The sequence below is a fragment of the Parabacteroides sp. AF17-3 genome, from assembly GCF_003635445.1.
GTDB lineage: Bacteria > Bacteroidota > Bacteroidia > Bacteroidales > Tannerellaceae > Parabacteroides > Parabacteroides goldsteinii.
Map to the genome: position 1 here is coordinate 1 of NZ_QTMM01000013.1, position 26,236 is coordinate 26,236.

General features: G+C 41.4%; 15 protein-coding genes, 2 tRNA genes, 3 rRNA genes and 1 other RNA gene. 14 read left to right on the forward strand and 7 right to left on the reverse strand.

Annotation, left to right across the window (positions count from 1 at the left end; all coding sequences use genetic code 11):
• Window positions 1-113: 113 nt before the first annotated feature.
• The 10 genes from DWW91_RS17100 (at window position 114) to DWW91_RS17145 (ending at window position 9,020) form a co-directional block, all read left to right on the forward strand.
• Window positions 114-1,640, forward strand: a 16S ribosomal RNA gene (locus DWW91_RS17100).
• A gap of 147 nt (window positions 1,641-1,787) precedes the next feature.
• Window positions 1,788-1,861, forward strand: a tRNA-Ile gene (locus DWW91_RS17105).
• Between the two features lie 23 nt (window positions 1,862-1,884).
• Window positions 1,885-1,958: transfer RNA gene (locus DWW91_RS17110), tRNA-Ala, on the forward strand.
• Window positions 1,959-2,089: 131 nt separating this feature from the next.
• Window positions 2,090-4,967: ribosomal RNA gene (locus tag DWW91_RS17115) — 23S ribosomal RNA — on the forward strand.
• A 104-nt stretch (window positions 4,968-5,071) separates the two neighbouring features.
• A 5S ribosomal RNA gene (rrf, locus tag DWW91_RS17120) occupies window positions 5,072-5,182 on the forward strand.
• Together the 16S, 23S and 5S rRNA genes with 2 tRNA genes alongside form the textbook arrangement of a ribosomal RNA operon.
• A 160-nt stretch (window positions 5,183-5,342) precedes the next feature.
• Entirely contained in the window at window positions 5,343-6,902 is a 1,560-nt protein-coding gene (locus DWW91_RS17125; RefSeq protein WP_007653809.1) for an arylsulfatase, read from the forward strand.
• 33 nt (window positions 6,903-6,935) lie between these two features.
• Complete coding sequence (locus tag DWW91_RS17130) at window positions 6,936-7,817, forward strand: alpha/beta hydrolase (RefSeq protein WP_010800351.1); 882 nt, start codon at window positions 6,936-6,938, stop codon at window positions 7,815-7,817.
• A 60-nt stretch (window positions 7,818-7,877) separates the two neighbouring features.
• Window positions 7,878-8,278, forward strand: a transfer-messenger RNA (tmRNA) gene (gene ssrA, locus DWW91_RS17135).
• A 273-nt stretch (window positions 8,279-8,551) separates the two neighbouring features.
• Complete coding sequence (locus DWW91_RS28130) at window positions 8,552-8,719, forward strand: hypothetical protein (RefSeq protein ID WP_233584512.1); 168 nt, start codon at window positions 8,552-8,554, stop codon at window positions 8,717-8,719.
• 13 nt (window positions 8,720-8,732) lie between these two features.
• The gene (locus DWW91_RS17145; protein ID WP_010800349.1) at window positions 8,733-9,020 is read left to right on the forward strand and encodes a hypothetical protein; all 288 of its coding nucleotides are present in this window, start codon (window positions 8,733-8,735) and stop codon (window positions 9,018-9,020) included.
• A gap of 65 nt (window positions 9,021-9,085) precedes the next feature.
• Here DWW91_RS17145 and DWW91_RS17150 read toward each other — a convergent pair whose 3' ends face one another.
• The 5 genes from DWW91_RS17150 to DWW91_RS17170 all read right to left on the reverse strand — a co-directional run bounded on the left by DWW91_RS17150 (window position 9,086) and on the right by DWW91_RS17170 (window position 14,132).
• A complete protein-coding gene (locus tag DWW91_RS17150) occupies window positions 9,086-9,934 on the reverse strand; it encodes a M23 family metallopeptidase (protein ID WP_224265793.1) in 849 nt (282 codons plus the stop codon).
• Between the two features lie 203 nt (window positions 9,935-10,137).
• Window positions 10,138-11,313 carry a mannonate dehydratase gene (gene uxuA, locus DWW91_RS17155; protein ID WP_007653799.1) on the reverse strand — a complete coding sequence of 392 codons (1,176 nt, stop codon included), beginning with the start codon at window positions 11,311-11,313 and terminating at the stop codon, window positions 10,138-10,140.
• 103 nt (window positions 11,314-11,416) lie between these two features.
• Window positions 11,417-12,229, reverse strand: a complete 813-nt coding sequence (locus DWW91_RS17160) for an SDR family oxidoreductase (protein WP_007653797.1) — start codon at window positions 12,227-12,229, stop codon at window positions 11,417-11,419.
• A 132-nt stretch (window positions 12,230-12,361) separates the two neighbouring features.
• On the reverse strand, window positions 12,362-13,423 hold the full coding sequence (locus DWW91_RS17165; protein WP_007653795.1) for a LacI family DNA-binding transcriptional regulator: 1,062 nt from the start codon (window positions 13,421-13,423) through the stop codon (window positions 12,362-12,364).
• A gap of 76 nt (window positions 13,424-13,499) precedes the next feature.
• Window positions 13,500-14,132 (reverse strand): glycerophosphoryl diester phosphodiesterase membrane domain-containing protein, encoded by a 633-nt coding sequence (locus tag DWW91_RS17170; protein ID WP_007653788.1) that lies wholly within the window; start codon window positions 14,130-14,132, stop codon window positions 13,500-13,502.
• Between the two features lie 325 nt (window positions 14,133-14,457).
• On the opposite strand from DWW91_RS17170, the gene DWW91_RS17175 reads away from it, so the two are divergent.
• Genes DWW91_RS17175 through lpxA form a run of 4 tightly spaced genes read left to right on the forward strand, consistent with a single transcriptional unit; the run spans window position 14,458 to window position 21,135 of the window.
• The gene (locus DWW91_RS17175) at window positions 14,458-15,669 is read left to right on the forward strand and encodes an efflux RND transporter periplasmic adaptor subunit (protein WP_007653786.1); all 1,212 of its coding nucleotides are present in this window, start codon (window positions 14,458-14,460) and stop codon (window positions 15,667-15,669) included.
• 59 nt (window positions 15,670-15,728) lie between these two features.
• On the forward strand, window positions 15,729-18,944 hold the full coding sequence (locus DWW91_RS17180) for an efflux RND transporter permease subunit (protein WP_007653785.1): 3,216 nt from the start codon (window positions 15,729-15,731) through the stop codon (window positions 18,942-18,944).
• 11 nt (window positions 18,945-18,955) lie between these two features.
• On the forward strand, window positions 18,956-20,341 hold the full coding sequence (locus tag DWW91_RS17185; protein ID WP_044215243.1) for an efflux transporter outer membrane subunit: 1,386 nt from the start codon (window positions 18,956-18,958) through the stop codon (window positions 20,339-20,341).
• Between the two features lie 23 nt (window positions 20,342-20,364).
• Entirely contained in the window at window positions 20,365-21,135 is a 771-nt protein-coding gene (gene lpxA / locus DWW91_RS17190) for an acyl-ACP--UDP-N-acetylglucosamine O-acyltransferase (RefSeq protein WP_007653781.1), read from the forward strand.
• Window positions 21,136-22,029: 894 nt separating this feature from the next.
• On the opposite strand, the gene DWW91_RS28135 is transcribed toward lpxA, so the two are convergent.
• Both DWW91_RS28135 and DWW91_RS17215 read right to left on the reverse strand, forming a co-directional pair.
• On the reverse strand, window positions 22,030-24,564 hold the full coding sequence (locus tag DWW91_RS28135; RefSeq protein WP_370449592.1) for an O-antigen ligase family protein: 2,535 nt from the start codon (window positions 24,562-24,564) through the stop codon (window positions 22,030-22,032).
• Window positions 24,565-25,430: 866 nt separating this feature from the next.
• Complete coding sequence (locus DWW91_RS17215; protein WP_122328430.1) at window positions 25,431-26,207, reverse strand: hypothetical protein; 777 nt, start codon at window positions 26,205-26,207, stop codon at window positions 25,431-25,433.
• Window positions 26,208-26,236: the final 29 nt, after the last annotated feature.

A 26,236-nucleotide genomic window follows, 5' to 3' on the forward strand; every position in this document is an offset into this window, starting at 1 on the left:
AGTTCTTTGAAAGATTTACATATCAACAAGTAGTACAAGTATTAAAAATTAATACCGTCAAAAACTTGAAAATAAATACGAATTCTGAGCATAGAGATATAAAAACAATTTAAACAACGAAGAGTTTGATCCTGGCTCAGGATGAACGCTAGCGACAGGCTTAACACATGCAAGTCGAGGGGCAGCACGATGTAGCAATACATTGGTGGCGACCGGCGCACGGGTGAGTAACGCGTATGCAACCTACCTATCAGAGGGGAATAACCCGGCGAAAGTCGGACTAATACCGCATAAAACAGGGGTTCCACATGGAAATATTTGTTAAAGAATTATCGCTGATAGATGGGCATGCGTTCCATTAGATAGTTGGTGAGGTAACGGCTCACCAAGTCCACGATGGATAGGGGTTCTGAGAGGAAGGTCCCCCACACTGGTACTGAGACACGGACCAGACTCCTACGGGAGGCAGCAGTGAGGAATATTGGTCAATGGGCGAGAGCCTGAACCAGCCAAGTCGCGTGAAGGATGAAGGATCTATGGTTTGTAAACTTCTTTTATATGGGAATAAAGTGAGGAACGTGTTCCTTTTTGTATGTACCATATGAATAAGCATCGGCTAACTCCGTGCCAGCAGCCGCGGTAATACGGAGGATGCGAGCGTTATCCGGATTTATTGGGTTTAAAGGGTGCGTAGGTGGTTAATTAAGTCAGCGGTGAAAGTTTGTGGCTCAACCATAAAATTGCCGTTGAAACTGGTTGACTTGAGTATATTTGAGGTAGGCGGAATGCGTGGTGTAGCGGTGAAATGCATAGATATCACGCAGAACTCCGATTGCGAAGGCAGCTTACTAAACTATAACTGACACTGAAGCACGAAAGCGTGGGGATCAAACAGGATTAGATACCCTGGTAGTCCACGCAGTAAACGATGATTACTAGCTGTTTGCGATACACAGTAAGCGGCACAGCGAAAGCGTTAAGTAATCCACCTGGGGAGTACGCCGGCAACGGTGAAACTCAAAGGAATTGACGGGGGCCCGCACAAGCGGAGGAACATGTGGTTTAATTCGATGATACGCGAGGAACCTTACCCGGGTTTGAACGCATATTGACAGCTCTGGAAACAGAGTCTCTAGTAATAGCAATTTGCGAGGTGCTGCATGGTTGTCGTCAGCTCGTGCCGTGAGGTGTCGGCTTAAGTGCCATAACGAGCGCAACCCTTATCACTAGTTACTAACAGGTCATGCTGAGGACTCTAGTGAGACTGCCAGCGTAAGCTGTGAGGAAGGTGGGGATGACGTCAAATCAGCACGGCCCTTACATCCGGGGCGACACACGTGTTACAATGGTGGGGACAAAGGGCAGCTACCGTGCGAGCGGATGCTAATCTCCAAACCCCATCTCAGTTCGGATCGAAGTCTGCAACCCGACTTCGTGAAGCTGGATTCGCTAGTAATCGCGCATCAGCCATGGCGCGGTGAATACGTTCCCGGGCCTTGTACACACCGCCCGTCAAGCCATGGGAGTTGGGGGTACCTAAAGTCCGTAACCGCAAGGATCGGCCTAGGGTAAAACCGATGACTGGGGCTAAGTCGTAACAAGGTAGCCGTACCGGAAGGTGCGGCTGGAACACCTCCTTTCTGGAGCGAAGAGTTCGTTATCAAGTTGACTCAGAGGTATTAGTTAACTTGTACTACGGTTGAATATGTATAAAATATAGATCTACCGGCAATAAAATGTCGGCAAGAGAGAAAAATGATGCTGAGGGAAACCAAGGCAAAGTTGACAGTCCTATAGCTCAGTTGGTTAGAGCGCTACACTGATAATGTAGAGGTCGGCAGTTCAACTCTGCCTGGGACTACAGAATCTCTGAGAGAGAATTTTGGGGGATTAGCTCAGCTGGCTAGAGCATCTGCCTTGCACGCAGAGGGTCAACGGTTCGAATCCGTTATTCTCCACAAAAAGTTACCGAGACATCAGAAACGTAAAGTAACGACAAGATCTTTGACATGATGGACAACGTAAAATAAAGTAACAAGAGCAAGCTGAAGATATATCAATCCGATTTACCCCTGTGGTAACCGGAAATAAGAAAGTAAGCAAGGGCAGACGGTGGATGCCTTGGCTCTCGGAGGCGACGAAGGACGTGATAAGCTGCGATAAGCTGGGGGGAGATGCAAATAATCTTTGATCCTCAGATTTCCGAATGGGGCAACCCGGCAGGTTGAAGGCCTGTCATCCCGTAAGGGAGGCGAACGTGGGGAACTGAAACATCTAAGTACCCATAGGAGGAGAAAATAAAAATGATTCCGCAAGTAGTGGCGAGCGAACGCGGAAGAGCCCAAACCGGTATTGTTTAGGCAATACCGGGGTTGTAGGACCACGTTGTGGCAAGAACTTAGGAAAGTGGAACACTTTGGAAAAAGTGATCATAGAGGGTGAAAATCCCGTACACGACTTTCTAACGAAGCCTAGTGGTATCCTGAGTAGCGCGGAGCACGAGAAATTCTGTGTGAATTAGCGGGGCCCATCCCGTAAGGCTAAATACTCCCGAGAGACCGATAGCGAACCAGTACCGTGAGGGAAAGGTGAAAAGAACCTCGAACAGAGGAGTGAAATAGACCCTGAACCCGTCTGCCTACAAGCGGTCGGAGCAACGTAAGTTGTGACGGCGTGCCTTTTGCATAATGAACCTACGAGTTACTTTCTCCGGCAAGGTTAAGTATTTCAGATACGGAGCCGAAGCGAAAGCGAGTCTGAATAGGGCGACATAGTCGGAGGGAGTAGACGCGAAACCAAGTGATCTACCCATGGTCAGGTTGAAGGTTAGGTAACACTAACTGGAGGACCGAACCGGTAAGCGTTGAAAAGCTTTCGGATGAACTGTGGGTAGGGGTGAAAGGCTAATCAAACTTGGAGATAGCTCGTACTCCCCGAAATGCATTTAGGTGCAGCCTTTATTTAGTATAGCATGAGGTAGAGCGACTGATTGGATGCGAGGGCTTCACCGCCTATCAAGTCCAGATAAACTCCGAATGCGTGCTATATATTGATAAGGAGTGAGGGCGCGGGTGCTAAGGTCCGCGTCCGAGAGGAGAAGAATCCAGACCATCAGCTAAGGTCCCCAAATAACAGTTAAGTTGAACTAACGAAGTCAGACTGCAGAGACAGCTAGGATGTTGGCTTGGAAGCAGCCATTCATTTAAAGAGTGCGTAACAGCTCACTAGTCGAGGAGTTTGGCGTGGATAATACTCGGGCATAAACTGTTTACCGAAGCTATGGATGTCGTAAGACATGGTAGGGGAGCATTCCAGTGGCGTTGAAGGTGAGGGATAACCCTTGCTGGAGTAGCTGGAAAAGCAAATGTAGGTATAAGTAACGATAAAGGAAGTGAGAAACTTCCTCGCCGAAAGACTAAGGTTTCCTGATCAACGTTAATCGGATCAGGGTAAGTCGGGACCTAAGGATAAGCCGAACGGCGATTCCGATGGAAGAATGGTTTAATATTCCCATACTACTTTATAGAGCGATGTGGAGACGGAGAAGTGACAGTCCTGCCAACTGACGGAATAGTTGGTTAAAGGGTGTAGACGTTGATCGCGGTAGGCAAATCCGCCGTGAGAGTCGAACCTGAGAGTATGCCGAGTACTTGTACAAGGCAATATGGATGTAAACAGGCTCCCTAGAAAATCCGCTAAGCATATCTATAGAGTACCCGTACCGTAAACGGACACACGTAGTTGGGTTGAGAATACTGAGGCGCTCGAGTGATTCACGGTTAAGGAACTAGGCAAATTGACCCTGTAACTTCGGGATAAAGGGTCCCTGTCAGCGATGGCAGGGCGCAGAGAATAGGTCCAGGCAACTGTTTAACAAAAACACATGGCTGTGCGAAATAGAAATATGAAGTATACAGCCTGACACCTGCCCGGTGCTGGAAGGTTAAGAGGAGAGCTCATCGCAAGAGAAGGTTTGAATTGAAGCCCCAGTAAACGGCGGCCGTAACTATAACGGTCCTAAGGTAGCGAAATTCCTTGTCGGGTAAGTTCCGACCTGCACGAATGGTGTAATGATCTGGACACTGTCTCAACCGTGAGCTCGGTGAAATTGTAGTATCGGTGAAGATGCCGATTACCCGCGATGGGACGAAAAGACCCCGTGAACCTTTACTATAGCTTTACATTGAATTTGGGCAACTAATGTGTAGGATAGGCCGGAGACTGCGAAGCAGGCACGCCAGTGTCGGTGGAGTCACCGTTGAAATACGGCCCTTTGGTTGTTTGAGTTCTAACTCGTGGAAATGAGGACACTGTATGGTGGGTAGTTTGACTGGGGTGGTCGCCTCCAAAAGAGTAACGGAGGCTTCTAAAGGTACCCTCAGACCGATTGGTAACCGGTCGTAGAGTGTAATGGCATAAGGGTGCTTGACTGGGAGAGAGACAACTCGATCAGGTAGGAAACTAGAGCATAGTGATCCGGTGGTTCCGCATGGAAGGGCCATCGCTCAAAGGATAAAAGGTACTCCGGGGATAACAGGCTGATCGCTCCCAAGAGCTCATATCGACGGAGCGGTTTGGCACCTCGATGTCGGCTCGTCACATCCTGGGGCTGGAGAAGGTCCCAAGGGTTGGGCTGTTCGCCCATTAAAGTGGCACGCGAGCTGGGTTCAGAACGTCGTGAGACAGTTCGGTCTCTATCTATCGTGGGCGTAGGAGATTTGAGTGGCTCTGACACTAGTACGAGAGGACCGTGTTGGACAGACCTCTGGTTTACCGGTTGTACCGCCAGGTGCACCGCCGGGTATCTAAGTCTGGATTGGATAAGTGCTGAAAGCATCTAAGTACGAAGCCAGCCTCAAGATAAGATCTCCCTCAAGGGTCGTTGTAGACTACGACGTTGATAGGCTACAGGTGTAAGGGCAGTAATGTCGAAGCCGAGTAGTACTAATAGCCCGAGACTTTCTATTTCCGAGAGGAAGGATTGATATATCAGCAGGGTTAGTAGAGATACTGACAAAGCGAAGGTTACTGAAAGAGTAGCGTTGTCCAGGTCAAACATCTTAAAAGGTATTAAGGTGGTTATAGCGTTGGGGATCCACCTCTTCCCATTCCGAACAGAGAAGTTAAGCCCAACCACGTCGATGGTACTGCGTAAAAGTGGGAGAGTAGATAGCCGCCGTTTTAGATAAAAGGAGTTCATTCGATAGAGTGGACTCCTTTTTGCGTTTATAGCTTCTTTTCGTTTTTATTCTTACCGATAATATTAGTCGTCTTCTCTTTGCACGAATCAAATAAGATATTTATCTTCGCTATCTAAATTAGTATTCATAGAAAAACATATAATGAAAAGAAGAGCCTTTCTTAAATCGTCACTATTAGCAGGTGCAGGAGTTGGAGTCAATCATTCTGCACAATCTATCACTTCTTCCTTGAATGAACAGAATAATGGGCAAGAGGAAAAGAAAAAGAAACCTCATGTAATTTTTATCATGACAGACCAGCATCGTGGGGATGCTTTGGGATGTATGGGTAACAAAGCTGTTATTTCTCCTAATATAGATAAACTTGCAGCAGAAGGAACACTGTTTGTAAATGGTTATTCTTCGGCTCCAAGCAGTACGCCCGGACGTGCCGGCTTGCTGACTGGTTTATCTCCCTGGCATCATGGCATGCTGGGATACGGAAGAATGGCTGAGCAATATAAATATGAAATGCCTCAGATGTTGCGTAATCTGGGTTATTTCACTTTTGGTATCGGAAAGATGCATTGGTTCCCGCAGAAGGCACTTCATGGATTCCATGCAACTTTAATTGATGAGAGCGGCCGGATTGAGTCAAAAGATTTCATCAGTGATTACCGGGAATGGTTCCAGTTAAATGCTCCGGGACAGAATCCGGATTTAACTGGTATAGGCTGGAATGACCATGGCGCAGGAGTTTATAAATTGGATGAACGTTTACATCCGACAACCTGGACAGGGCAAACCGCTTGTGAACTGATTCGTAATTATAATAATGATCAGCCATTGTTCCTTAAAGTCTCTTTTGCACGTCCGCATAGTCCTTATGATCCGCCGAAGCGTTATTTGGATATGTATAAGAATGCGGATATACCTAAGCCAGTTATCGGAGATTGGTGTGGCAAATATGCGGAACGTCTGGATCCGGAAAAGGCTGCTTCTGATGCTCCGTTTGGTAATTTTGGGGATGAGTATGCCGTTAAATCCAGAAGGCATTATTATGCAAATGTCACTTTTATCGATGACCAGATAGGGCAGATTATTGAAACGTTGAAAGAAAAAGATATGTATGATGATGCCGTGATCTGTTTTACTGCCGATCATGGCGATATGTTGGGCGACCATTATCATTGGAGAAAGACTTATCCGTATGAGGGTTCTGCTCATATCCCTTATATTGTAAAATGGCCGTCTTATGTCAAGAAATCAGTTCCAAATGGTATAAAGATTGAACAGCCGGTTGAATTACGCGATTTTCTGCCGACCTTTATTGATTTGGCTGGGGGGGCGGTTCCTCCCGATATGGATGGTAGTTCACTGCTGAAATTAGTGCAGGGACATGGAGATGAATGGCGTAAATATATTGATATGGAGCATGCTACTTGTTATAGTGCGGATAATTATTGGTGTGCTTTAACAGATGGCAAACTAAAATATGTCTGGAATCTTCATAATGGAAAAGAGCAACTGTTCGATTTGGTAAAAGACCCGGGTGAGTTGACCGATTGTTCTGCCAAGGCGGAATATGCAAAACAGTTGAAAGAACTCCGTGGAGAAATGGTTAAACATCTTTCAGAGCGTGGAGAGGCTTTTGTGAAAGATGGCAAACTAATGACATTAGAGAAAACAATGCTGTATAGTCCGAATTTCCCTCAAAAATAATGGTTCTTATAAATTCTTTAAACAGTGTAGTGTATGGTCAGAAAATGGATGCTCCTGCTTGTCGGAGCAAGTTGTTTAATAGGTTCAGCTATGGCACAAGATAATCCGATCCTGTTGTTCCCGAAAGGAGCACCGGGAGAAACAACCAAGCTGATAGAAAAAGCAGATACTGATGGCGGTAAGACAGGTGGTGAAACCGTCTTACGGGTTACTAATGTAAGTGAACCGACAATCACTGTTTATCCGGCTCCTGATGAAGTTGCTACAGGGGCGGCAATGGTAGTCTGTCCCGGTGGAGGGTATAATATTCTGGCTTACGACCTGGAAGGAGACGAAGTTTGCGAATGGCTGAACAATTTGGGAATAACAGCTGTGTTGGTAAAATACCGTGTCCCGCGTCGGGAAGGTCGCGAGAAGCATGAAGCTCCTTTGCAGGACTTGCAGCGTGCGATCGGTTATGTCAGAGCCCATGCAGAAGAGATGAATGTAGATCCGCAGCGTATCGGTGTGATGGGATTTTCGGCAGGAGGTCACCTTTCTGCGATGGTTAGTAATAATTTTGAGAAACGGACATATCCGGCAGTGGATGCTGCGGATAAGGTAAGTTGTCGTCCTGATTTCTGTCTTTTGGTGTATCCTGCGTATCTGGACGGTGAAAACTTCCAATTGGCACCAGAGATCAAAGTAACGTCGGCAACACCTCCGACTATGCTGATTCAGGCGGAAGACGATAAGTCATATATAAACAGCAGCCTTTTCTATTATTATGCATTAAAAGAAGCAGATGTTCCTGCCTGGATGCACCTGTATAGTAAGGGGGGACACGGTTATGGACTTAGAGATACCGGCGCAGCCGTGAATGAATGGCCTGACAGAGCCGAAGACTGGTTCCGTGAAATAGGGGTAATAGAATAAAAAAACTAAATGGAGTACAGAGATACGCAGAATCTTTGTATCTTTGTACTCACAAATCATGGGGATGACCGGTTTTGACAGCGGGCAGAAGTGGTTTGTAAGCATGTAGTGCGTGGTTGGCTTGCACTTAAATCTCAGACAACGAACAATTAACTGGCGAAAACAATTACGCTTACGCTGCTTAATCGAAGTATAGTAGATTCAAGCTTAATCCCTGCAAAAGTTGCGGGGACGTGACATCACCCGGATGCTGTGGCTCCGAAGCTTTCCGATCAGGTGGTGCAGCAATATCGGAGATAGTCTGAAATGAGCCTCGGGTTTCAGGCGAAAATTTAGAGGATAAGGATTAAGTGGGTGGCTTCGGTCTTGCTTGGTCCCGACAATCGAAGGCGAAGATAAACATGTAGAAAGCAGATTAATTCCTCGTTTGGACGAGAGTTCGAATCTCTCCATCTCCACGAAGGCCACTGAAAATCAGTGGTCTTTTTTGTTTATGGACCAAATTAGAAAATAAATAAGAATATCAGTTGTTTTTTACATCAGGTATGGATAAATGTTTATATTTGCAGAATGAAGCTCCCTTTGAAAATCAGCTTCTACTAATCACTTAAATAACCATATTATGCTTAAATTAGGAACTCACAACTCGATGACTAATCTTAAGCCAACCGGACTGGTCCAGATATTAGCTTGGAATACCGGAAAATGTCAGAACCTGTCTCTTGAAGAACAGTATGAATTTGGCGTCAGATTTTTTGATCTTCGTATTCGTTTTTGATGAAAAGGCAACACCTTATTTTGCTCATGGCCTTTTGGAATTTCATGAAAAGGCAGTAACGGATGTACTGGCCTTTCTGGATCAAAAGCAGGATTGTATTGTGAACCTGGTCATGGAAAGTTAAAGTATTTTCCTTGTTGAATGAAGGGACACATGAAACTACAGAGAAAATAAAAGAATCGGAAAAGGAATTAAAAGAATCATTGAAAAAGGTTGTGGAAGGAGGCTTGGAACTTCTTAAGTCACCTACATTTTTTGCCATGCAAAATAATCCGAATTATTGGAAAAATGTAAATGAAGATGTTTATACGATGATGGATTTTGTTCAGCTTGGAGCTCCGGAAGAATATCTCTCTCAACTGCCGGTAGATTTGCAGAAAAGGATTAAGGTATTATTTGAGAAACTTCCTCAACTTCCTAAGTAGATTAGAAAAGAAGATGATCTTATAAAAAGACAGAGTTTGCATTCTCAAGCTCTGTCTTTTTTATTCTACAAATCCAGCTTTTTATTATTATTCGGAACAGGGATTCCTAAATAAGAGTATTGGTATTCATTGGTACGCTGTTGCGGGAGTATATCGATAGCTTTTACAGCAATATTTTTTCCTGTTTTGGTAGCGACCAGGCAAGTGTTTTGCAATTTTCGTTTTCCCAGGTCGAATACTTTATCAGGATTAAAGTGCTGCCCGTTGATACGCACTTCAAAATGCAGATGTTCCGTAGTAGCTCTGCCTGTCCTTCCTGTTAGTCCGATCGGTTCACCGGCTTTTACGCGGTCACCTACTTTAACCAGATTTTTGGAATTATGGCTGTAAACTGTTTCCAGCCCGTTATAATGACGGATGACTACAACATTACCATAAGCAGCATAAGGTTTTGCCATGCGGACAATTCCATCGAAGGCTGCAACGATGGTATCATTAGCACATGTTTTCAGATCAACACCGGAATGATGTCTTCTGCGACCGGCATAGGGCGATATGACTTTTGCTCCGGGGAGTGGAAAAGCATAATCTTCATCTGTCATGAGAGCCAGGTCGATAACAAGAGAGTTTTCGTCAGCCAGAAGTTTTGGATCCGGAACAGCTATATCGGCTTTTTCCCGTGGAGAAAAATCCTCAGTAATATCTTTACGTGCATATTCTGTTTTTCCCAATTCCGGTGTAGGAGGAAGGAATATATCTATCTGGGGAAGAGGGATTTCTGTTGACGGAGACAGCATGTTAAATTCCTGATCGGAAACGGATGGTGGTGATTGCACTGATAGTACCGAAGAACAGGTACTTAGTGTTATTAGTGTAATAAATAATAATATATAACTGTAGATCTTAGGCATTATGAAATTTTTTAGCTGGACAAAAATAGAAAAAACAATCCAGTCTAAAGTTCTAATCAGAAATACTTTATAGTTCTTTTTCATTTGTTTATGCTTTTCAATGGTCTGGTGAATGTATCGGAAAGCCATAAAACAGAAAAAAGCGCCAACCGGAGTTGAACGCTTTTTTCATTATAAATCAATAAGAAATGAAATTTCAGTCTCTGTTATTTATTGAAAAGAGATTTGGCTATACCCATCTCCAGGCCGCGAAGTTCAGCTAAACCTCTCAGGCGTCCGATGCAGGAATAACCCGGATTTGTCTTCTTTTTCAAGTCATCGATCATCTGATGGCCATGGTCCGGACGCATAGCGATCGAGCAACCACGTCTTTGTTGTAACTCGAGTAACGCTTTCATTACACCGTACATATCCACGTCACCTTCCAGGTGGTTTGCTTCGAAGAAGTTTCCTTCTGCATCCCGTTGTGTGCTGCGGAAGTGAACGAAGTCGATGCGGTCGCCATAGCGTTCCATAATACCGGCAAGATCATTGTCGCTACGAACACCGAATGAACCGGTACACAAGCACAGACCGTTACTTGGATTCGGAACAGCTTCGATCAATTTTTTGAAATCGTCTTCCGTACTCAGGATACGTGGTAAACCGAGGATGGAGTAGGGAGGATCATCCGGATGGATCACCAGTTTAACACCCGCTTCGTCGGCTACCGGAGCAATTTCCTGCAGGAAGTAGATCAGGTTGGAACGCAGTTTTTCGGCATCGATATCTTTGTAGCGGTCCAGTGCTTCCTGGAACTGTTCGATCGTAAAACTTTCTTCCGATCCGGGCAGACCGGCAATCATATTACGGGTAAGTAGTTTACGGTCATCTTCGGTCATTATATCGAAGCGAGCTTTCGCTTTAGCCTTCTCTTCTGCCGAGTAATCGTTTTCAGCTCCCGGACGTTTCAGGATGAAAAGGTCGAAAGCAACGAAAGCTGCACGTTCAAAGCGAAGAGCCTTTGAACCGTCCGGCATCGTATAAGCCAGATCAGTACGTGTCCAGTCAAGTACCGGCATAAAATTATATGTCACAACATTAACACCGCACTTTCCGAGGTTACGCAGACTTTCCTTGTAGTTGTCGATATATTTCTGGAAATCTCCGGTTTGTGTTTTGATATGTTCATGAACGGGAACACTTTCGACAACAGACCATCTCAAGCCTACCTCTTCGATCATTTCTTTCCGTTTCATGATTTCCTCTACTGTCCATGTTTCCCCGTTAGGGATATGGTGTAAAGCATTTACGATACCGGTTGCTCCGGCTTGTTTAATATCCCAAAGGCTGACAGGATCATTCGGCCCGTACCAACGCCAAGTTTGTTCGCATAAATACATAGAAAATAATTTATTAATTTGTCAATGTGCCAATTGGCTACGGCATATGCTTTAAAGTAATTGGCATATTGGCACATAAACCTATTGGCATATTATTAGGCATTTAGATTGAGAAAGCATCGAAACCGCCGTCGACAATTGCAATTGTTCCGGTTACAAATTTGGATGCGTCACTGATCAGGTACTGAATCGTACCGAATAATTCTTCCGGTGTTCCCAAACGTCTGAACGGTGTGTGGGCAATGACAGATTTGGCACGTTCCGTATAAGAACCATCCGGATTAGTCATCAATGTCCTGTTTTGTTCTGTCAGGAAGAATCCCGGAGCGATAGCATTTACACGTAAGCCTTCACCGAATTTGATAGCCAGTTCACCGGCCATATATTTGGTCAGGTTGGAGATGGCAGCTTTTGCTGCGCCGTATCCGACCACACGTGTCAACGGACGAAGAGCGGATTCAGAAGAGAAGTTTACGATAGCACCTTCTTTCTGTTGAGCCATTACTTCTGCAAAAACCATAGTAGGAAGCACTGTGCCGAACAGGTTCAGGTCTACCACTTTTTTGAAAGCATCGACCTGCAGGTCAAAGATGTTGTTGTCCGGACCGATTGTAGCACCGGCCATATTACCACCGGCAGCATTCAATAATGCATCGATGCGGCCATATTTGGCAAGGATATCTTTTTTATTCTGTTCGAGGATCTCTTTATTCAGAACGTCAGTCTGGAAGAAACAGGCTTCGCCACCTTTTGCTTTGATATCGGCAACGATTTTTTCTCCGATTTCCACTGCACGGTCAAGGATTACAACTTTAGCACCTTCTTCAGCCAGATGGCCTGCGATTCCGCTACCCAGAATACCGGCTCCTCCGGTAATGATGACAACTCTGTCTTTAATACAAAATAAATTAGCCATTTTATAGATGATTTTTATTGTGATATTTCCATTTTATGTTCAATATGTGCGCGAGCACACGTTGGGTGCAAATGTATGGTATTTATTTGTCAAACAAAAAAAATATAGAAGAAAAATAATTAATTTATGCCTTTAAATATAGTTATTGTAGTACTTAATGTTCTCTTTGATAAGTATATCAATAGGCATATAATTGATTTGTTCGACTTTTTCTTTTAATACCAGGTGTCGGAATAAAGCGCGGACACAATTGAATCCCTGCACTTCCGGACGTTGGGCGATCAGATGGGTGATGTATCCGTTGTTCAGATGGCTCAGATTCGATTCGATCACGTCGTAACCGATCAGTTTAAAATGTTTGTCGATGTCCTGATGCTGGAAATAATCACCCAGGACATGTGCTCTGGAGTTGAAGATTATACCAGCCTTGATCTCTTCATGCGTTGCGAAGAAAGAGTCGAGTATCTCTTTGTTTTCTACTGATTCATCGGCATGAATATGTACAGGGTATATTTTTCCCAGAAAATCGTGACCGTACAGATAATCGCGGAAACCTTCCTCACGTTTCATAACCTGAGTTGAATGCATATCGCCTTTACGGATAAAGCGGAAAATAGCGATGTTGTCCTCCGGATGTATCTGTTCAAAAAGTAACCGCCCGGCGATATATCCGGAATCATAGGAGTTTGTTCCGTAATAAGCGATACAATTGGTATTTTCGATAAAGGCATCGATCAGCACATAGGGGATTTCGAGTTTATCGAGTTGTTGCGTGAGTTGGATAACGCTCTCCTTAAAAAGGGTTGCTATGATTACTCCCTGGCAATCCGCCTCTTCTATTTTGGGAATCAAATTATCGAAACTACTTCTGTCATACTGGTTGAAGTACATCCGCTCGACCTCAATATTGTAACTGAATAATTCCTGTTCGGCCTTGTTGATCCCTTCGGACAGCTTTGCCCAGTATTCCCCCTGTCCGAAAGAGGGTATCAATGTAACGAATTTATACTTTTTCTTGAGGGCTAACGAACGGGCTATCAGATTCGGATGATAGTCTATCTCTTTTAATACTTTTTCGACCTTCTTCTGTGCTTCTTCCGACACTTTGCCACGGTTGTGCAAAATACGATCGACGGTTCCGGTAGAAACTCCGGATAATTCTGCTATATCTTTTATTCTATACGTTTTCCCCATAGGGCAATTCTGTTATCATAAATAATCCGCAGAACATGAAAAGATTCTGCGGACTGTTTGTTTTGTGTTATAAAAATTATAATTCCTCAATAATCTGCAAAGGTGCATTTAATTTACGAAAAACATAGCCATACATCATATATATAAGAGGCATTGCTACAAAAATTCCTATACCCAGCAGGATAAGTCCCAATATGAAAATACCGATCATAGCCAGCATAAGCATAAATAACGGCATGCCCTGTCCGCGGGTTATTTCCCAACTGCGTTTCAGAGATTCGATGATACCTGTATCTTCTTCAACAATGAAAGCGGTGAAAAATTGCAATCGGAGAGCCAGATAAATGCCTGGAATAATGAACAGGCAGATACCGAACACCACGATGATCCCCATAAAAAGATTAGCCACAAAATAAGTGATGATTTTACGGGCCTGTTGTCCGTAGGCCGAGAATTGCGGCTCCTCTCCATCCAGGGCTTGGAATATGTTTTTCATGTATCCTAATGCAAAAATGCAGGAGATAATGCAACTGATCAAATTAATAACGATTGTACCCACTATGGATTTTTGCATAGGCATGGCAAAAGCGCTCAGCGTAAAAGAAATTATTGTCATACCTATCAATAAGCCGGCTAAAACCCATATCTGAGTTTTAGTACGTTGCCATGAAGTACTGCATACTTCCGAAATAGAAAACTTTGGTCCCATCAGATTGTAGATTAATTATGTTTATAGATAGCTGTAAATTTAAACTAAATTATTGAATAAACAAACAACAACAACGGAATGTATGCAATTTTGGACTAATTTACTTTCGATCCGGCAAAAAATAGCTATCTGTTTGATCTCTACATATAAATAAAGCTATTTTTTTAGTATAAAAGAATGTATAAACGGTAAAAGTGCAATAAAAAGATTCTACATTTGTACGTTTTTTAGGATATGAGTCCCTTTGTTGTCGAGTCTGATAATACAAGCCTTCAGGAATAAATGTACGAAAAAATAAAAGGCAGAAATATATTAAATTATAATTATGGATAAACAAATGTTGAGAACTACTATTACCCAATGTAGACAAATTGCATTATTTGCGCTGGGAGTGTCTTTATTAACCGCCTGTGGTAACAGCCAGAGCGGCATGAAGTTAGGTGACAGTGAATATGCTGTTTTGACCGTGAATTCATCTTCCAGCAATCAGACAACTTCCTATCCGGCGACTATCAGAGGTACGCAGGATATTGAAGTCCGTCCCCAGGTGTCGGGTTTTATTGTTAAGTTATGTGTCGATGAAGGAGCTACGGTCCGTAAAGATCAGCCCTTGTTTGAAATTGATCCCACGCAGTATAAGGCGGCAGTGAACCAGGCCAAAGCAGCTGTTGCTATGGCAGATGCAAACGTAAAAACGTTGACATTGACAGAAAAGAATAAGAAAGACCTGTATAATAATGCTATTATCAGTTCTTTTGAATATGAGACAGCCGTCAACCAATTGATGTCTGCAAAGGCATCCTTGGCACAGGCAGAAGCCTCTTTGGTTAGTGCGGAACAGAATTTATCTTTTTGTAAAGTGACCAGTCCTTCCAATGGCGTTGTCGGAACTTTCCCTTACCGTATCGGAAGTTTGGTGAGCCCTTCTATCTCGAGTCCGTTGACAACTGTTTCCGAGATCGGAGAAGTATATGTTTATTTCTCAATGACGGAAAAGGAATTGTTGCAGCTCACAAAAGCCGGAGGCACACTGAAAGAACAATTGGATAAGATGCCGGCCGTTCAGTTACAGTTGGCAGACGGAACGATGCTGGAAGAAACCGGTAAGATCGATGCTGTCAGTGGCGTTATCGACCAGTCGACCGGTTCGGTTAGTATGCGTGCCGTTTTCCCGAATGACAAAAGAATCCTGCGAAGCGGGGGAACAGGAAACGTGGTATTCCCTTACACCATGGAAGGTATTATTATGATTCCGCAGTCAGCTACGGTTGAAATCCAGGACAAAAAATTCGTATATGTACTGCAACCCGATAATAAAATTAAAAATGTTGAAATTCAGATTTCCTCTTTGGATGATGGTCAGAATTATCTGGTTACTAAAGGTTTGAAATCCGGTGATAAGATCGTTGTTGAAGGCGTTCAGAGTTTAAGAGACGGTCAGGAAATCACGCCGATTACACAGGCTGAGCAGGCTGCAAAGTTCCAGCAGGCCATGAAAGACCAGAACGAAGGAAATTTAAAAACAGCTTTTAATTAATTAAAGGTATAGGATAACCCGGGCTTTCCCGGTGATATTCGTTTATAAAAAAGTAACATATGAAATTAGATAGATTTATTAACCGTCCGGTGCTTTCAACGGTGATTTCCATCCTGATTGTCATCCTGGGTATATTAGGTTTGTTCACATTGCCTATTACCCAATATCCGGACATTGCGCCTCCTACTGTTTCGGTAAGGGCCACTTATACAGGTGCCAATGCGCAGACTGTATTGAATAGTGTGATTGCACCGCTGGAAGACCAGATCAACGGGGTAGAGAACATGATGTATATGACATCAAATGCTTCCAATAACGGTTCTGCCGATATTTCCATATATTTCAAACAGGGAACCGATCCGGATATGGCAGCAGTAAACGTTCAGAACCGTGTGTCGATGGCACAAGGTCTGTTGCCTGCCGAAGTAACGAAGATCGGTGTGACTACCCAGAAACGTCAGAACTCCATGCTGGTTGTTTTTGCCGTTTATGATGCGGAAGACCGTTACGACCAGAAATTTCTGGAAAACTATGCAAAGATCAACCTGATTCCTGAAGTACAGCGTGTACCGGGGGTCGGTGATGCCAACGTATTGGGTACCGATTATTCTATGCGTATCTGGTTGAAGCCGGATGTAATGGCACAATATAAGCTGGTGCCTAACGATGTATCGAACGTGTTGGCTGAACAGAACGTGGAGGCTGCTCCGGGTTCTTTCGGTGAACAGGGAAACCAGTCGTTCCAGTATACGATCCGTTATAAAGGACGTCTGCAAACAGCAGAAGAATTTGATAATATTGTAGTAAAAGCATTGCCCGACGGTGAAGTGCTTCGTCTGAAGGACATTGCCGATATCGAATTGGGACGTTTGACTTACAACTATGTAAATAAAGTAAACGGCCATAATGCAGTAGCATGTATCGTTTACCAGATGCCGGGAACGAATGCAACAGAAACGATCAATAATATCCAGGATTTGCTGGTGAGATCAGAGGCGACTATGCCTCCGGGAATGAAGGTTGAAGTATCCATGAATGCCAACGACTTCCTTTATGCTTCTATCCATGAGGTTCTCAAAACTTTGCTGGAAGCCTTTATCCTGGTGTTTATTGTGGTATATGTGTTCTTGCAGGATTTACGTTCAACCTTGATTCCTGCTATTGCGATTCCGGTAGCCTTGATCGGTACATTCTTCCTGTTGTCACTGATCGGATTCAGTATCAACTTGTTGACACTTTGTGCGATGGTACTTGCCATTGCGATTGTGGTCGATGATGCGATAGTCGTCGTCGAGGGGGTCCATGCCAAGTTGGACCAGGGATATAAATCGGCGAAACAGGCATCTATCGATGCGATGAGTGAACTTGGCGGAGCGATTGTTTCTATTACATTGGTGATGATGTCCGTGTTTATCCCTGTAAGTTTCATGGGAGGTACAGCCGGTATATTCTATCGTCAGTTCGGTGTGACAATGGCTATTGCTATCGGTTTGTCGGCATTGAATGCCTTGACATTGAGTCCGGCACTTTGTGCTATTTTCCTGAAACCTCATGATGAACACGGTGAAAAGAAGACGACATTCGTATCCCGTTTCCATACCTCTTTCAATGTGGCTTACGATTCTTTATTAAAGAGTTACAAGAAGCGTGTATTGTTCTTTATCCAGAAGAAATGGCTGGCATTCGGAACTGTAGCTGCCTCTATTGCCCTGTTGATCTTCTTCATGCAGGTAACGCCGACCGGTATGGTGCCGAATGAAGATATGGGTACTATCATGGGAGCTGTAACATTACCTCCCGGAGCTTCTCAGGAACGTACATTGGAAATCATGGAACGTGTAGATAGTCTGATCGCTTCCGACCCGGCTGTGAAATCACGTACGGCTATTACCGGTTTCAGTTTTATCGGTGGTCAGGGACCTTCTTACGGTTCATTCATCATCAAGTTGAAAGACTGGGAAGAACGTTCTATGACGCAGAGTGCGGAAGTAGTTTACGGTAGTTTATTTATGCGTGCCCAGAAAGTGGTGAAGGATGCACAGGTATTGTTCTTTACTCCGCCTATGATTCCGGGTTATTCCGCTTCCAGTGATATCGAGTTGAATATGCAGGATAAGACCGGTGGTAGCCTGGAGAAATTCTTTGATGTTTCCAAAGACTATATGGCAGCATTGACGGCCCGTCCGGAAATCAAGTCGGCCCAGACTACTTTCAACCCGAACTTCCCGCAATATATGATCGATATCGATGCGGCAGCCTGTAAGAAAGTAGGCATCAGTCCGAGCGATATCCTTATGACTTTGCAGGGATATTATGGTGGTCTGTATGCTTCCAACTTCAACCGCTTCGGTAAGATGTACCGTGTAATGGTGCAGGCCGATCCTTCTATGAGAGCGAATATGGAATCGTTGAAGAATATCAAGGTCAGAAACGGTAACGAAATGGCACCGATCTCCCAGTTTATTACAATAGAGAAAGTATATGGTCCGGATATCATCAGCCGTTTTAACATGTATACATCAATGAAACTGATGGTTGCCCCGGCTGACGGATTTACCAGCGGTCAGGCACTGAAAGCACTGGAAGAAGTGGCAAGTACCACCCTTCCTGCCGGTTTCGGTTATGAGTTGGGAGGTATGGCACGTGAAGAGGCGGAAACGAGTGGAAGTACTACCGGCTTGATCTTTATCTTGTGTTTCGTGTTCGTTTATCTGTTGCTGAGTGCACAGTATGAAAGTTACGTATTGCCGTTGGCTGTATTGCTTTCAATTCCGTTCGGTCTGATGGGTAGCTTCCTGTTTGTACAGGGTTGGGCTGCGTTAGGTAGCATCCCGGCATTGAAGATGATATTGGGCACAATGTCGAATAACATTTATATGCAGATCGCGTTGATCATGTTGATGGGTCTGTTGGCAAAGAATGCTATTTTGATCGTAGAGTTTGCCCTCGAACGTCGCCGTATGGGTATGAGTATTACCTGGGCTGCCGTATTGGGTGCCGCTGCCCGTCTGCGTCCTATCCTGATGACCTCTCTGGCAATGGTAGTCGGTTTGTTGCCGATGATGTTCGCCTTTGGTGTAGGTGCTCACGGTAACCGTACGCTGGGTACTGCCGCTATTGGTGGTATGTTTGTCGGTATGATCTTCCAGATCCTGATCGTTCCTGCCTTGTTCGTGGTATTCCAGTACTTGCAGGAAAAGGTGAAACCGATCGAATGGGAAGACCTTGACAACAGCGATTTGAATACGGAAATAGAACAGTACGCTAAAAAATAAGTGAGAAGACAATGAAGAAAAATCAAATAATATATATGATGTGTGCAACTGCCCTGCTGAGTAGTTGCCACATCTACAAGGCTTATGATCGTCCTGAAACGATAGATACGTCCGGTCTGTATCGTGATCCGGTATCGGTAACGGATACATTGGCTGCCGATACGACCAATATGGGAAACCTTTCCTGGAAGGAAGTTTTCCGTGATCCTAAATTGCAGGCTCTGATTGAAGAAGGACTGGCGAATAACGTGGATATGCAGGCTGCCGTTCTCCGTGTGGAAGAAGCGAAAACGTTGCTGACTGCTGCCCGTTTATCTTTCCTTCCGTCTTTGAACCTGGCTCCGCAAGGCTCGCTGACCACCATGGGAGGATCCAGCTATGCAAAAGCCTATACTTTGCCGGCTGCTGCTAATTGGGAAGTCGACCTGTTTGGTAAGCTGCTCAATGCAAGCCGCGACCAGAAAGCAATCTATTTGCAGAGCCAGTATTCACAACAGGCTGTCCGTTCACAGTTGATAGGTGGTATTGCCAATACTTACTTTACCCTGCTGATGCTCGACCGTCAGGTAGAGATTACAACCGAAACGGTTGCTATCTATAAAGAAAATGTACGCGCGATGGAAGCAATGAAGACGGCCGGTATGACAACCGAGGCTGCAGTCGTTCAGATGAAAGCCGTATACCATCAGGTTTCGTCTTCGTTAATCAATCTGCAACGCCAGGTTCGCGAAGTGGAAAACTCTTTGTCCGTACTGTTGGCTAAAGCACCGCAACGTATCGACCGCGGCAGATTGGAAGATCAGGTGATCCCCGACGAGATCATGGCCGGCGTACCTTTGCAGTTGCTGGAAAACCGTCCGGATGTGAAGATTGCGGAAATGTCGCTTGCCAGTGCTTACTATACGACAAACAAGGCACGTGCCGCTTTCTATCCCGGTTTGAATATTACGGCAACAGCCGGTTGGACGAACGGTTCGGGTATTACTGTTGCTAATCCGGGACAGTTCATGTTCCAGGCTCTGGCTTCACTGGCACAGCCTATCTTCAACAATGGTAAGCTGATCGCTAACCTGAAGGTATCGAAAGCAGAGGAGAAGATCGCCCAGATGAATTATCAGCAAGCAATTCTTGAAGCTGGTAAGGAAGTAAGCGATGCCCTGCATCTTTACGATGCAACCAACAAGATGTTGATTCAGGACAGACAACAGATCGAGCAATTGGAAAAGGCCGTAACCTATACGAAAGCCTTGTTCCAGTCAGCCCAGTCAACTTATCTGGAAATCCTGTCAGCTCAGCAGAGCCTTCTTAGTGCGCAATTGACAGAAGTATCCGACAACGTTCAGCGTATGCAGGCTGTTATCAACTTGTACAGTGCTGTTGGTGGAGGAAGAGAGTAATAACCATTAAAACTTAGATTATTATGATTAGTCCGTTAGCTTATGTAGATGCCGGTGCAAAACTGGGAGCGAATGTTACTGTTCATCCGTTTGCATACATCGATAAGAATGTAGAAATTGGCGATAATTGCGTGATTATGCCTCATGCCAGTATCATGGGTGGTGCACGTCTGGGAAAAGGTAACCGTGTATTCAATGGGGCTGTTATTGCGGCAGAACCCCAGGATTTCAAATATAAAGGCGACACGACATTAGCCGTTATAGGCGATGATAACGTGATCCGTGAGAACGTAGTGATCAACCGTGCCACGACTCCGGATGGGCAGACTTTTATCGGTAATGGTAATTTCCTACATGAAGGGGTGCATATTTCACACGATACACATATCGGAAACCATTGCGTATTGGGTTACGGTAGCAAGGTCTCCGGTAATTGTTTCTTTGAAGATTATGCGATCTTCGGAGGTAATATATTGGCAAGTCAGGGCAGCCGTGTCGGTACCTGGTCGATGACACAGACCGGTTGCCGCTTCCGTAAGGATGTACCTCCTTATATCGTGGCGGCTCAGGAACCGATTTCCTACTACGGGGTCAACTCCGTAATCCTTTCCCACCAGGGGGTGAGTGAAAAGGTGATCAAGCATATCAGTCATGCATACCGTATCGTTTACCAGGGAAAGACCAGTATTTTCGATGCCTTGCTGATGATTAAGGATCAGGTGCCGATGAGTGATGAAATACAGCATATCATTGACTTTATCAATGATTCGAAGCTGGGTATTATCGGAAGGTAAGACGTTTATTATAGAAAAGAAGAGAGGATATTGCTTGGGCGGTGTCCTCTTTTTTTATAACTATCCACTCCGGGAATTGATGGATACCTAAAACCTGTCTCTTATGGGTTAATCAAAGAAAAACCAATACTTTTAAGAGGTAAATGTGTCTGTTTTGACACTCTCTTATTTTTTCATGCAACAGTTTCATATAGGTATCTGTTGTATAGCCATCCGACTACTTCTTTATAACCCAAATACTACTTCTTTCTGATCTTAAAATAACTGTATGCTAATATAAAGATACCTATCCGTTGATTTTTTGACCTGGGTAGTAAACGTTTTCGACCTAGGTGCTAAACGTTTTTTACCCAGGTCAAAAAATTAGCAGATAAGTATGTTCAGATTAGGAACAAGTAGTATTTGCTTTAGGAGACAACTGTATTTAGAATACAAAATAAGGAACTTTTGTTAGTTGTTTAGGCGTTATCCTTATGGTATATCAATAACAACTGTATAATAATGGCCAGGAAAATATTCATAACTAATGGTCGTAATATTATTAGGCTTTCAATTTTTCCCGTGTATACATTTGCCAGGTTACAAATCACTGTACTAGAGATAAATGACAAGCATAGTAAAAGTATATATCGGGAATAGCGTATTTTATTTTTTCTTTTACATTGTGTATAGATGATAGTAAAAAAGAACCAATATGAAGAACACTCAATAGCATAGAGTAATTGAGTTCCAAATCCAAAAAATAAGTTTTTAACGGAACTTATAATTAACATTCCAATAAAGAATATAGCTGTAAATAATATATATTTGTATATAGACATTTGTTTTCTGGTTTTCCGTAGAGGTCTCTAATGTAAACAAATTAATGGAATATCAAAAATGACAAGAAGATTATTACCATATTTTGATATCATTATCGTATGTGAAAATTCTTCCTTTGAACTTTAAGTCCCTTTTGTCTAGAATTATATATATTGTATTTGAAGGGACATCCTGTGCATAGAGAGTTTTATATTGATCTCCGGAGATACTTATTGAACTCCAATGACTAATATTCCAGTAAGCTAATTCATAGTTATTGATATTGTCTGTTATGTGAAGGCTAGCTAGGTATTGGGTGAGATTAATATGTAATGTGTTCTTGTTGTTGATTTTGTATTTTTTTATATTGCCAAGAAAATCAACAGAAAGAGGGACTCCCATTGTTTTTATGCCACCATAATCTGTTTTAGAGATTGGTAAATACATAATGGATCTTCCAATATTGTGAAATTTATATGATTTATCATCAATCCTTTCTCCTTTAGTGATCTCTTTCCATTTATTATTATTGAATACAGCTAAGTAAATATCTTTTTGTGTTGATTTAATTGAAATCTTGATATTTGATGTCGCTATATATTCATTTGTTACATCTAGATAGTAATTATTATCAAACATTTCAATATTAGTCAATTCTGTGTTAGAGTATACTTGTCGGAATATTTTCGGAGGATGGGCGGCTAGCCAATTTCCTGTTTGCAACATTACTGGATTACAATCTTCATCAAAATAAACGACTTCGACATGTCCATTATTTGTATTCCCCCATAAGGGAATATAGTCTTTCGTTGATGCAATGCCCATAGATCGTAATGCCAGTACTATAATATCTGCTATGACAGAACAGTTTCCTTTTGAAGATAAAAAAGCTTCTTTGTAATCTAAAGAAGGTTTAATATTGAGTGAATTGTTGGAGTAAGATATTTGATTGTTAATGTCTTTGATTATTAATTGCGCAATATTTTTTATTGTCTTTTCATTTTTCATAGTATCAATCAATGGTTTATAGCGTTTCATGAAGAATGATCTCCAGTCTGTTAGATTTTCCTTATTTATTCTATATGGTAGGATATACTCGTAAAATATACTTTTTGTATATCCTTTAGACCAAGGATAGTTTTTCCATGCATAAAATGCTTTGTTACAATTTTCTATTAAATATTGAGGATCAATATATTGTGTGTCATACATAAGATCTGTTTTGATATGCAGATTTAAAGAGTCCAATATGAATTTATAATTGTTTTTATTTATGTGTTTGTCAAATAAAGAGAAATGTGTATTTGTGTCTGATAAATCTTTTATTATTACTTTATGGGTATATTTGTTTGCCATATTTTTAATTAAAAATAATGCTGCGTTATATTTTTCTTTGTCGTTTTTATAATGTTTTAAAACTTTATACAGATTATCGTTGTCTGATTTATAAGAAAGTATATATATAAGCATTAATTGATATAAAGGGAAGATTCTATTTGGGACTATTTTAGAAGCGTAGGTATAACATTTTATGGCTTCGTGAAGATTGTTGATGTTTTTATAGTTGTTCCCTTTTAATATCCAGATAGATGATGTGTTCATGTGCGTTAATATTTTGTCTAAATAAATATTGCTTTCTTCATTTTTTTGACATTTAGATAGTATGACAGCATAATTGTATAGAAACTGTGTGTCATATTTTAACTTGTCTTTAATAGAATTGTAAATTGTCATTTTTTCTTTATCCGATATTGATGTGTTTTTTGTATTTTGCCAAATAGTGTATGGGTTTTTTCTGTTTATTATAGATCCAATGAAGCTAAAGCTGAAAAAAGAAAATAGTATAATTAATAATTTGCATTGTATTTTATTGAAAGAAAAAAGAATCCTTTTTTCAAATGACGCAAGTATTCCAATAAGGATTGTTATTGTTAATAATGTTTCAACCCTTCTTAATGGATAACTTGATAGTGAAACTATTAATATAGATAGAACTGAATATTTTAAAGGAGATATAATGAACTTATTTTCATTCGTTTTGATTGTAAGCAAATATATTATGAATATTAATGTAAGTATTATTCCTATTATTCCATACTCAGCTCCTATTTGTAGAACTTCGTTAAATCCATATTTAGTATTATCAGCGAATATTTTATATTTGCTATCTGGATTTGTACTGAAATAAGATGCCTGGTAATCTGGATATACAGAATAGAAAGTGTTATAGCCGAAACCGAGAATGGGTTTGTCGAATATCATTTTTGTAGTTATCTTGTATATAAGGATTCGACCATCTACAGAGTCTTTTCTGTGATTGATTAAATTGTATAGAAATAATATACCTAGTGATGTAAATAATAAAATGCAAATAGTTGTTTGTTTTATATTAATCTTCCTTATATGATTAATTATTGTGTTACTGCTCTTTATATAAATGTAAATAGTACATATTGATATGGATAGAATAGCACTTCTTGAATCTGTTAGATATATGCTGATAATAATCAGTACTGAGTTTGATCCATATATGATTTTCTGCATAATATCCTTGGTATTCAATAAGAAATAGAATCCAATCGGATAAGTTATGGCCAGATATATACCCGTTATGCCGGAGTTTCTCATTATGCCAATTAAAGGTGATGTATAATTGTTGTATATTGATATGAGAGCATGTATTGTACTTATTGAAATAATAATGAGTAGGATATTAATATTCCATCGTGTCTTTGATATGCAGAAAAACAGAATAATGTAACAGATGATTACATAAGTGTCATTATCCCAGTTCTTAATATTAAAAATAATGTATATTATCCCTATAGCTATATAAATATCATATATGTATATGAATATTCGGTTTTTGAATAGTAGATAATGTAAAATGAATATTATACTAATACTGAAAACAAATATTTCTTTTAGATATCCATAATTAATATTATTTGTTATCAAGGGGTAGAAAAATAATAAACAGGTTAATAAAGTGCTTGGTAATAGATTTGTTTCCCATTTATTTGAAATGTACAATCTGCTTTTTATTAGTAATTGTTAGATAAAATAATTAGTCTATTCTTATAAAACAGAATAGACTAATTTAGATTAAAGTTACTTGTTTGTTTTATACTTTACAGTACCTATTATAATTAATAGAATTATGAAAGTTAGAATTAATGCTTCTATATTGGATAATAGATAGTTCGATTTTAGATCATTTATAATACTTAATTTATAGAATATTAATGATTGTATGATGTGAAATAAAAAAGAATTAATATATAATTCTTTGAGTATTATTTTTTTCTTCTGTATATATCTTGTGACATTTATGAAAAAGAAACAACAGGGAAAAGAGAACATAAGGCTCCTATAAAGAAGATAGCTAAGATTGTTATCTCCTCTTTCTATTATTATGTTTGATAGAAAAAAGAACGCATAGATAAATAATGCGAATAGAGTCCATTTTATTATATTTTTCATCTTGTTGTAATTTAAAATATTTTGTGAGCAGCTTCTGTACCAGAAGCGATACATCCCCCACCTATGGCTCCTGGTACAGCTCCTACTCCGCCTATGCCTGCTCCTCCCAGAGCTCCCAAAGCAGTACCTATCGCATCTTCTTTCGCTATATCCCATACGCCATCCCAAAAACCTTCTTCAGGATCTCCGCTTTTCGTTGTAATGATTTTTTGTTGGGAATTTTTTATCCCTATGATTTCGACTTTCCATTTTTCTAGATTTTCAGTCCAATATATTGCAGAATAACGAGCAACAGAACATCCACATAAGATAGGAAAACTTTCATTATCGCTAATAGCTTCATTTTGTAATATTTCGTTTTCAAATTCAATTATATTATTGGTTATTTTTTTGAAATCAGCTTCTTTGGGAACCGATAGGATATCGATCAAACGTATGAGATAATCTTTTTGAATATTAGTCATAGTTACATCGGAGAAATTAATGGAATCAGGGAGATTATAGTTGTCTGTCGATTTCGTGATTTTATTATTAAGTAGTTCTTTCTTCTTCATAAAAGAAATAGTTGCTTGCTTGATATATGAGATGTCAACAGGTCTTATTCCTGATTTTGTTTTAGGTAACTGGGTTATTTCATCTAAAATGTAATCCATACCTTCATTGTGGAGTTGTCCGATATAATCTTGAGGATTGTTTGAAACTTTACTTTCTTCGTCGAATATGGACTGACAAGAAAATAACACTGTGCCAATTAGCACTAAAATAGATAAATAATAATTTTTTTTCATATTGTTGAATTTTAAATTGAGGCAAAATT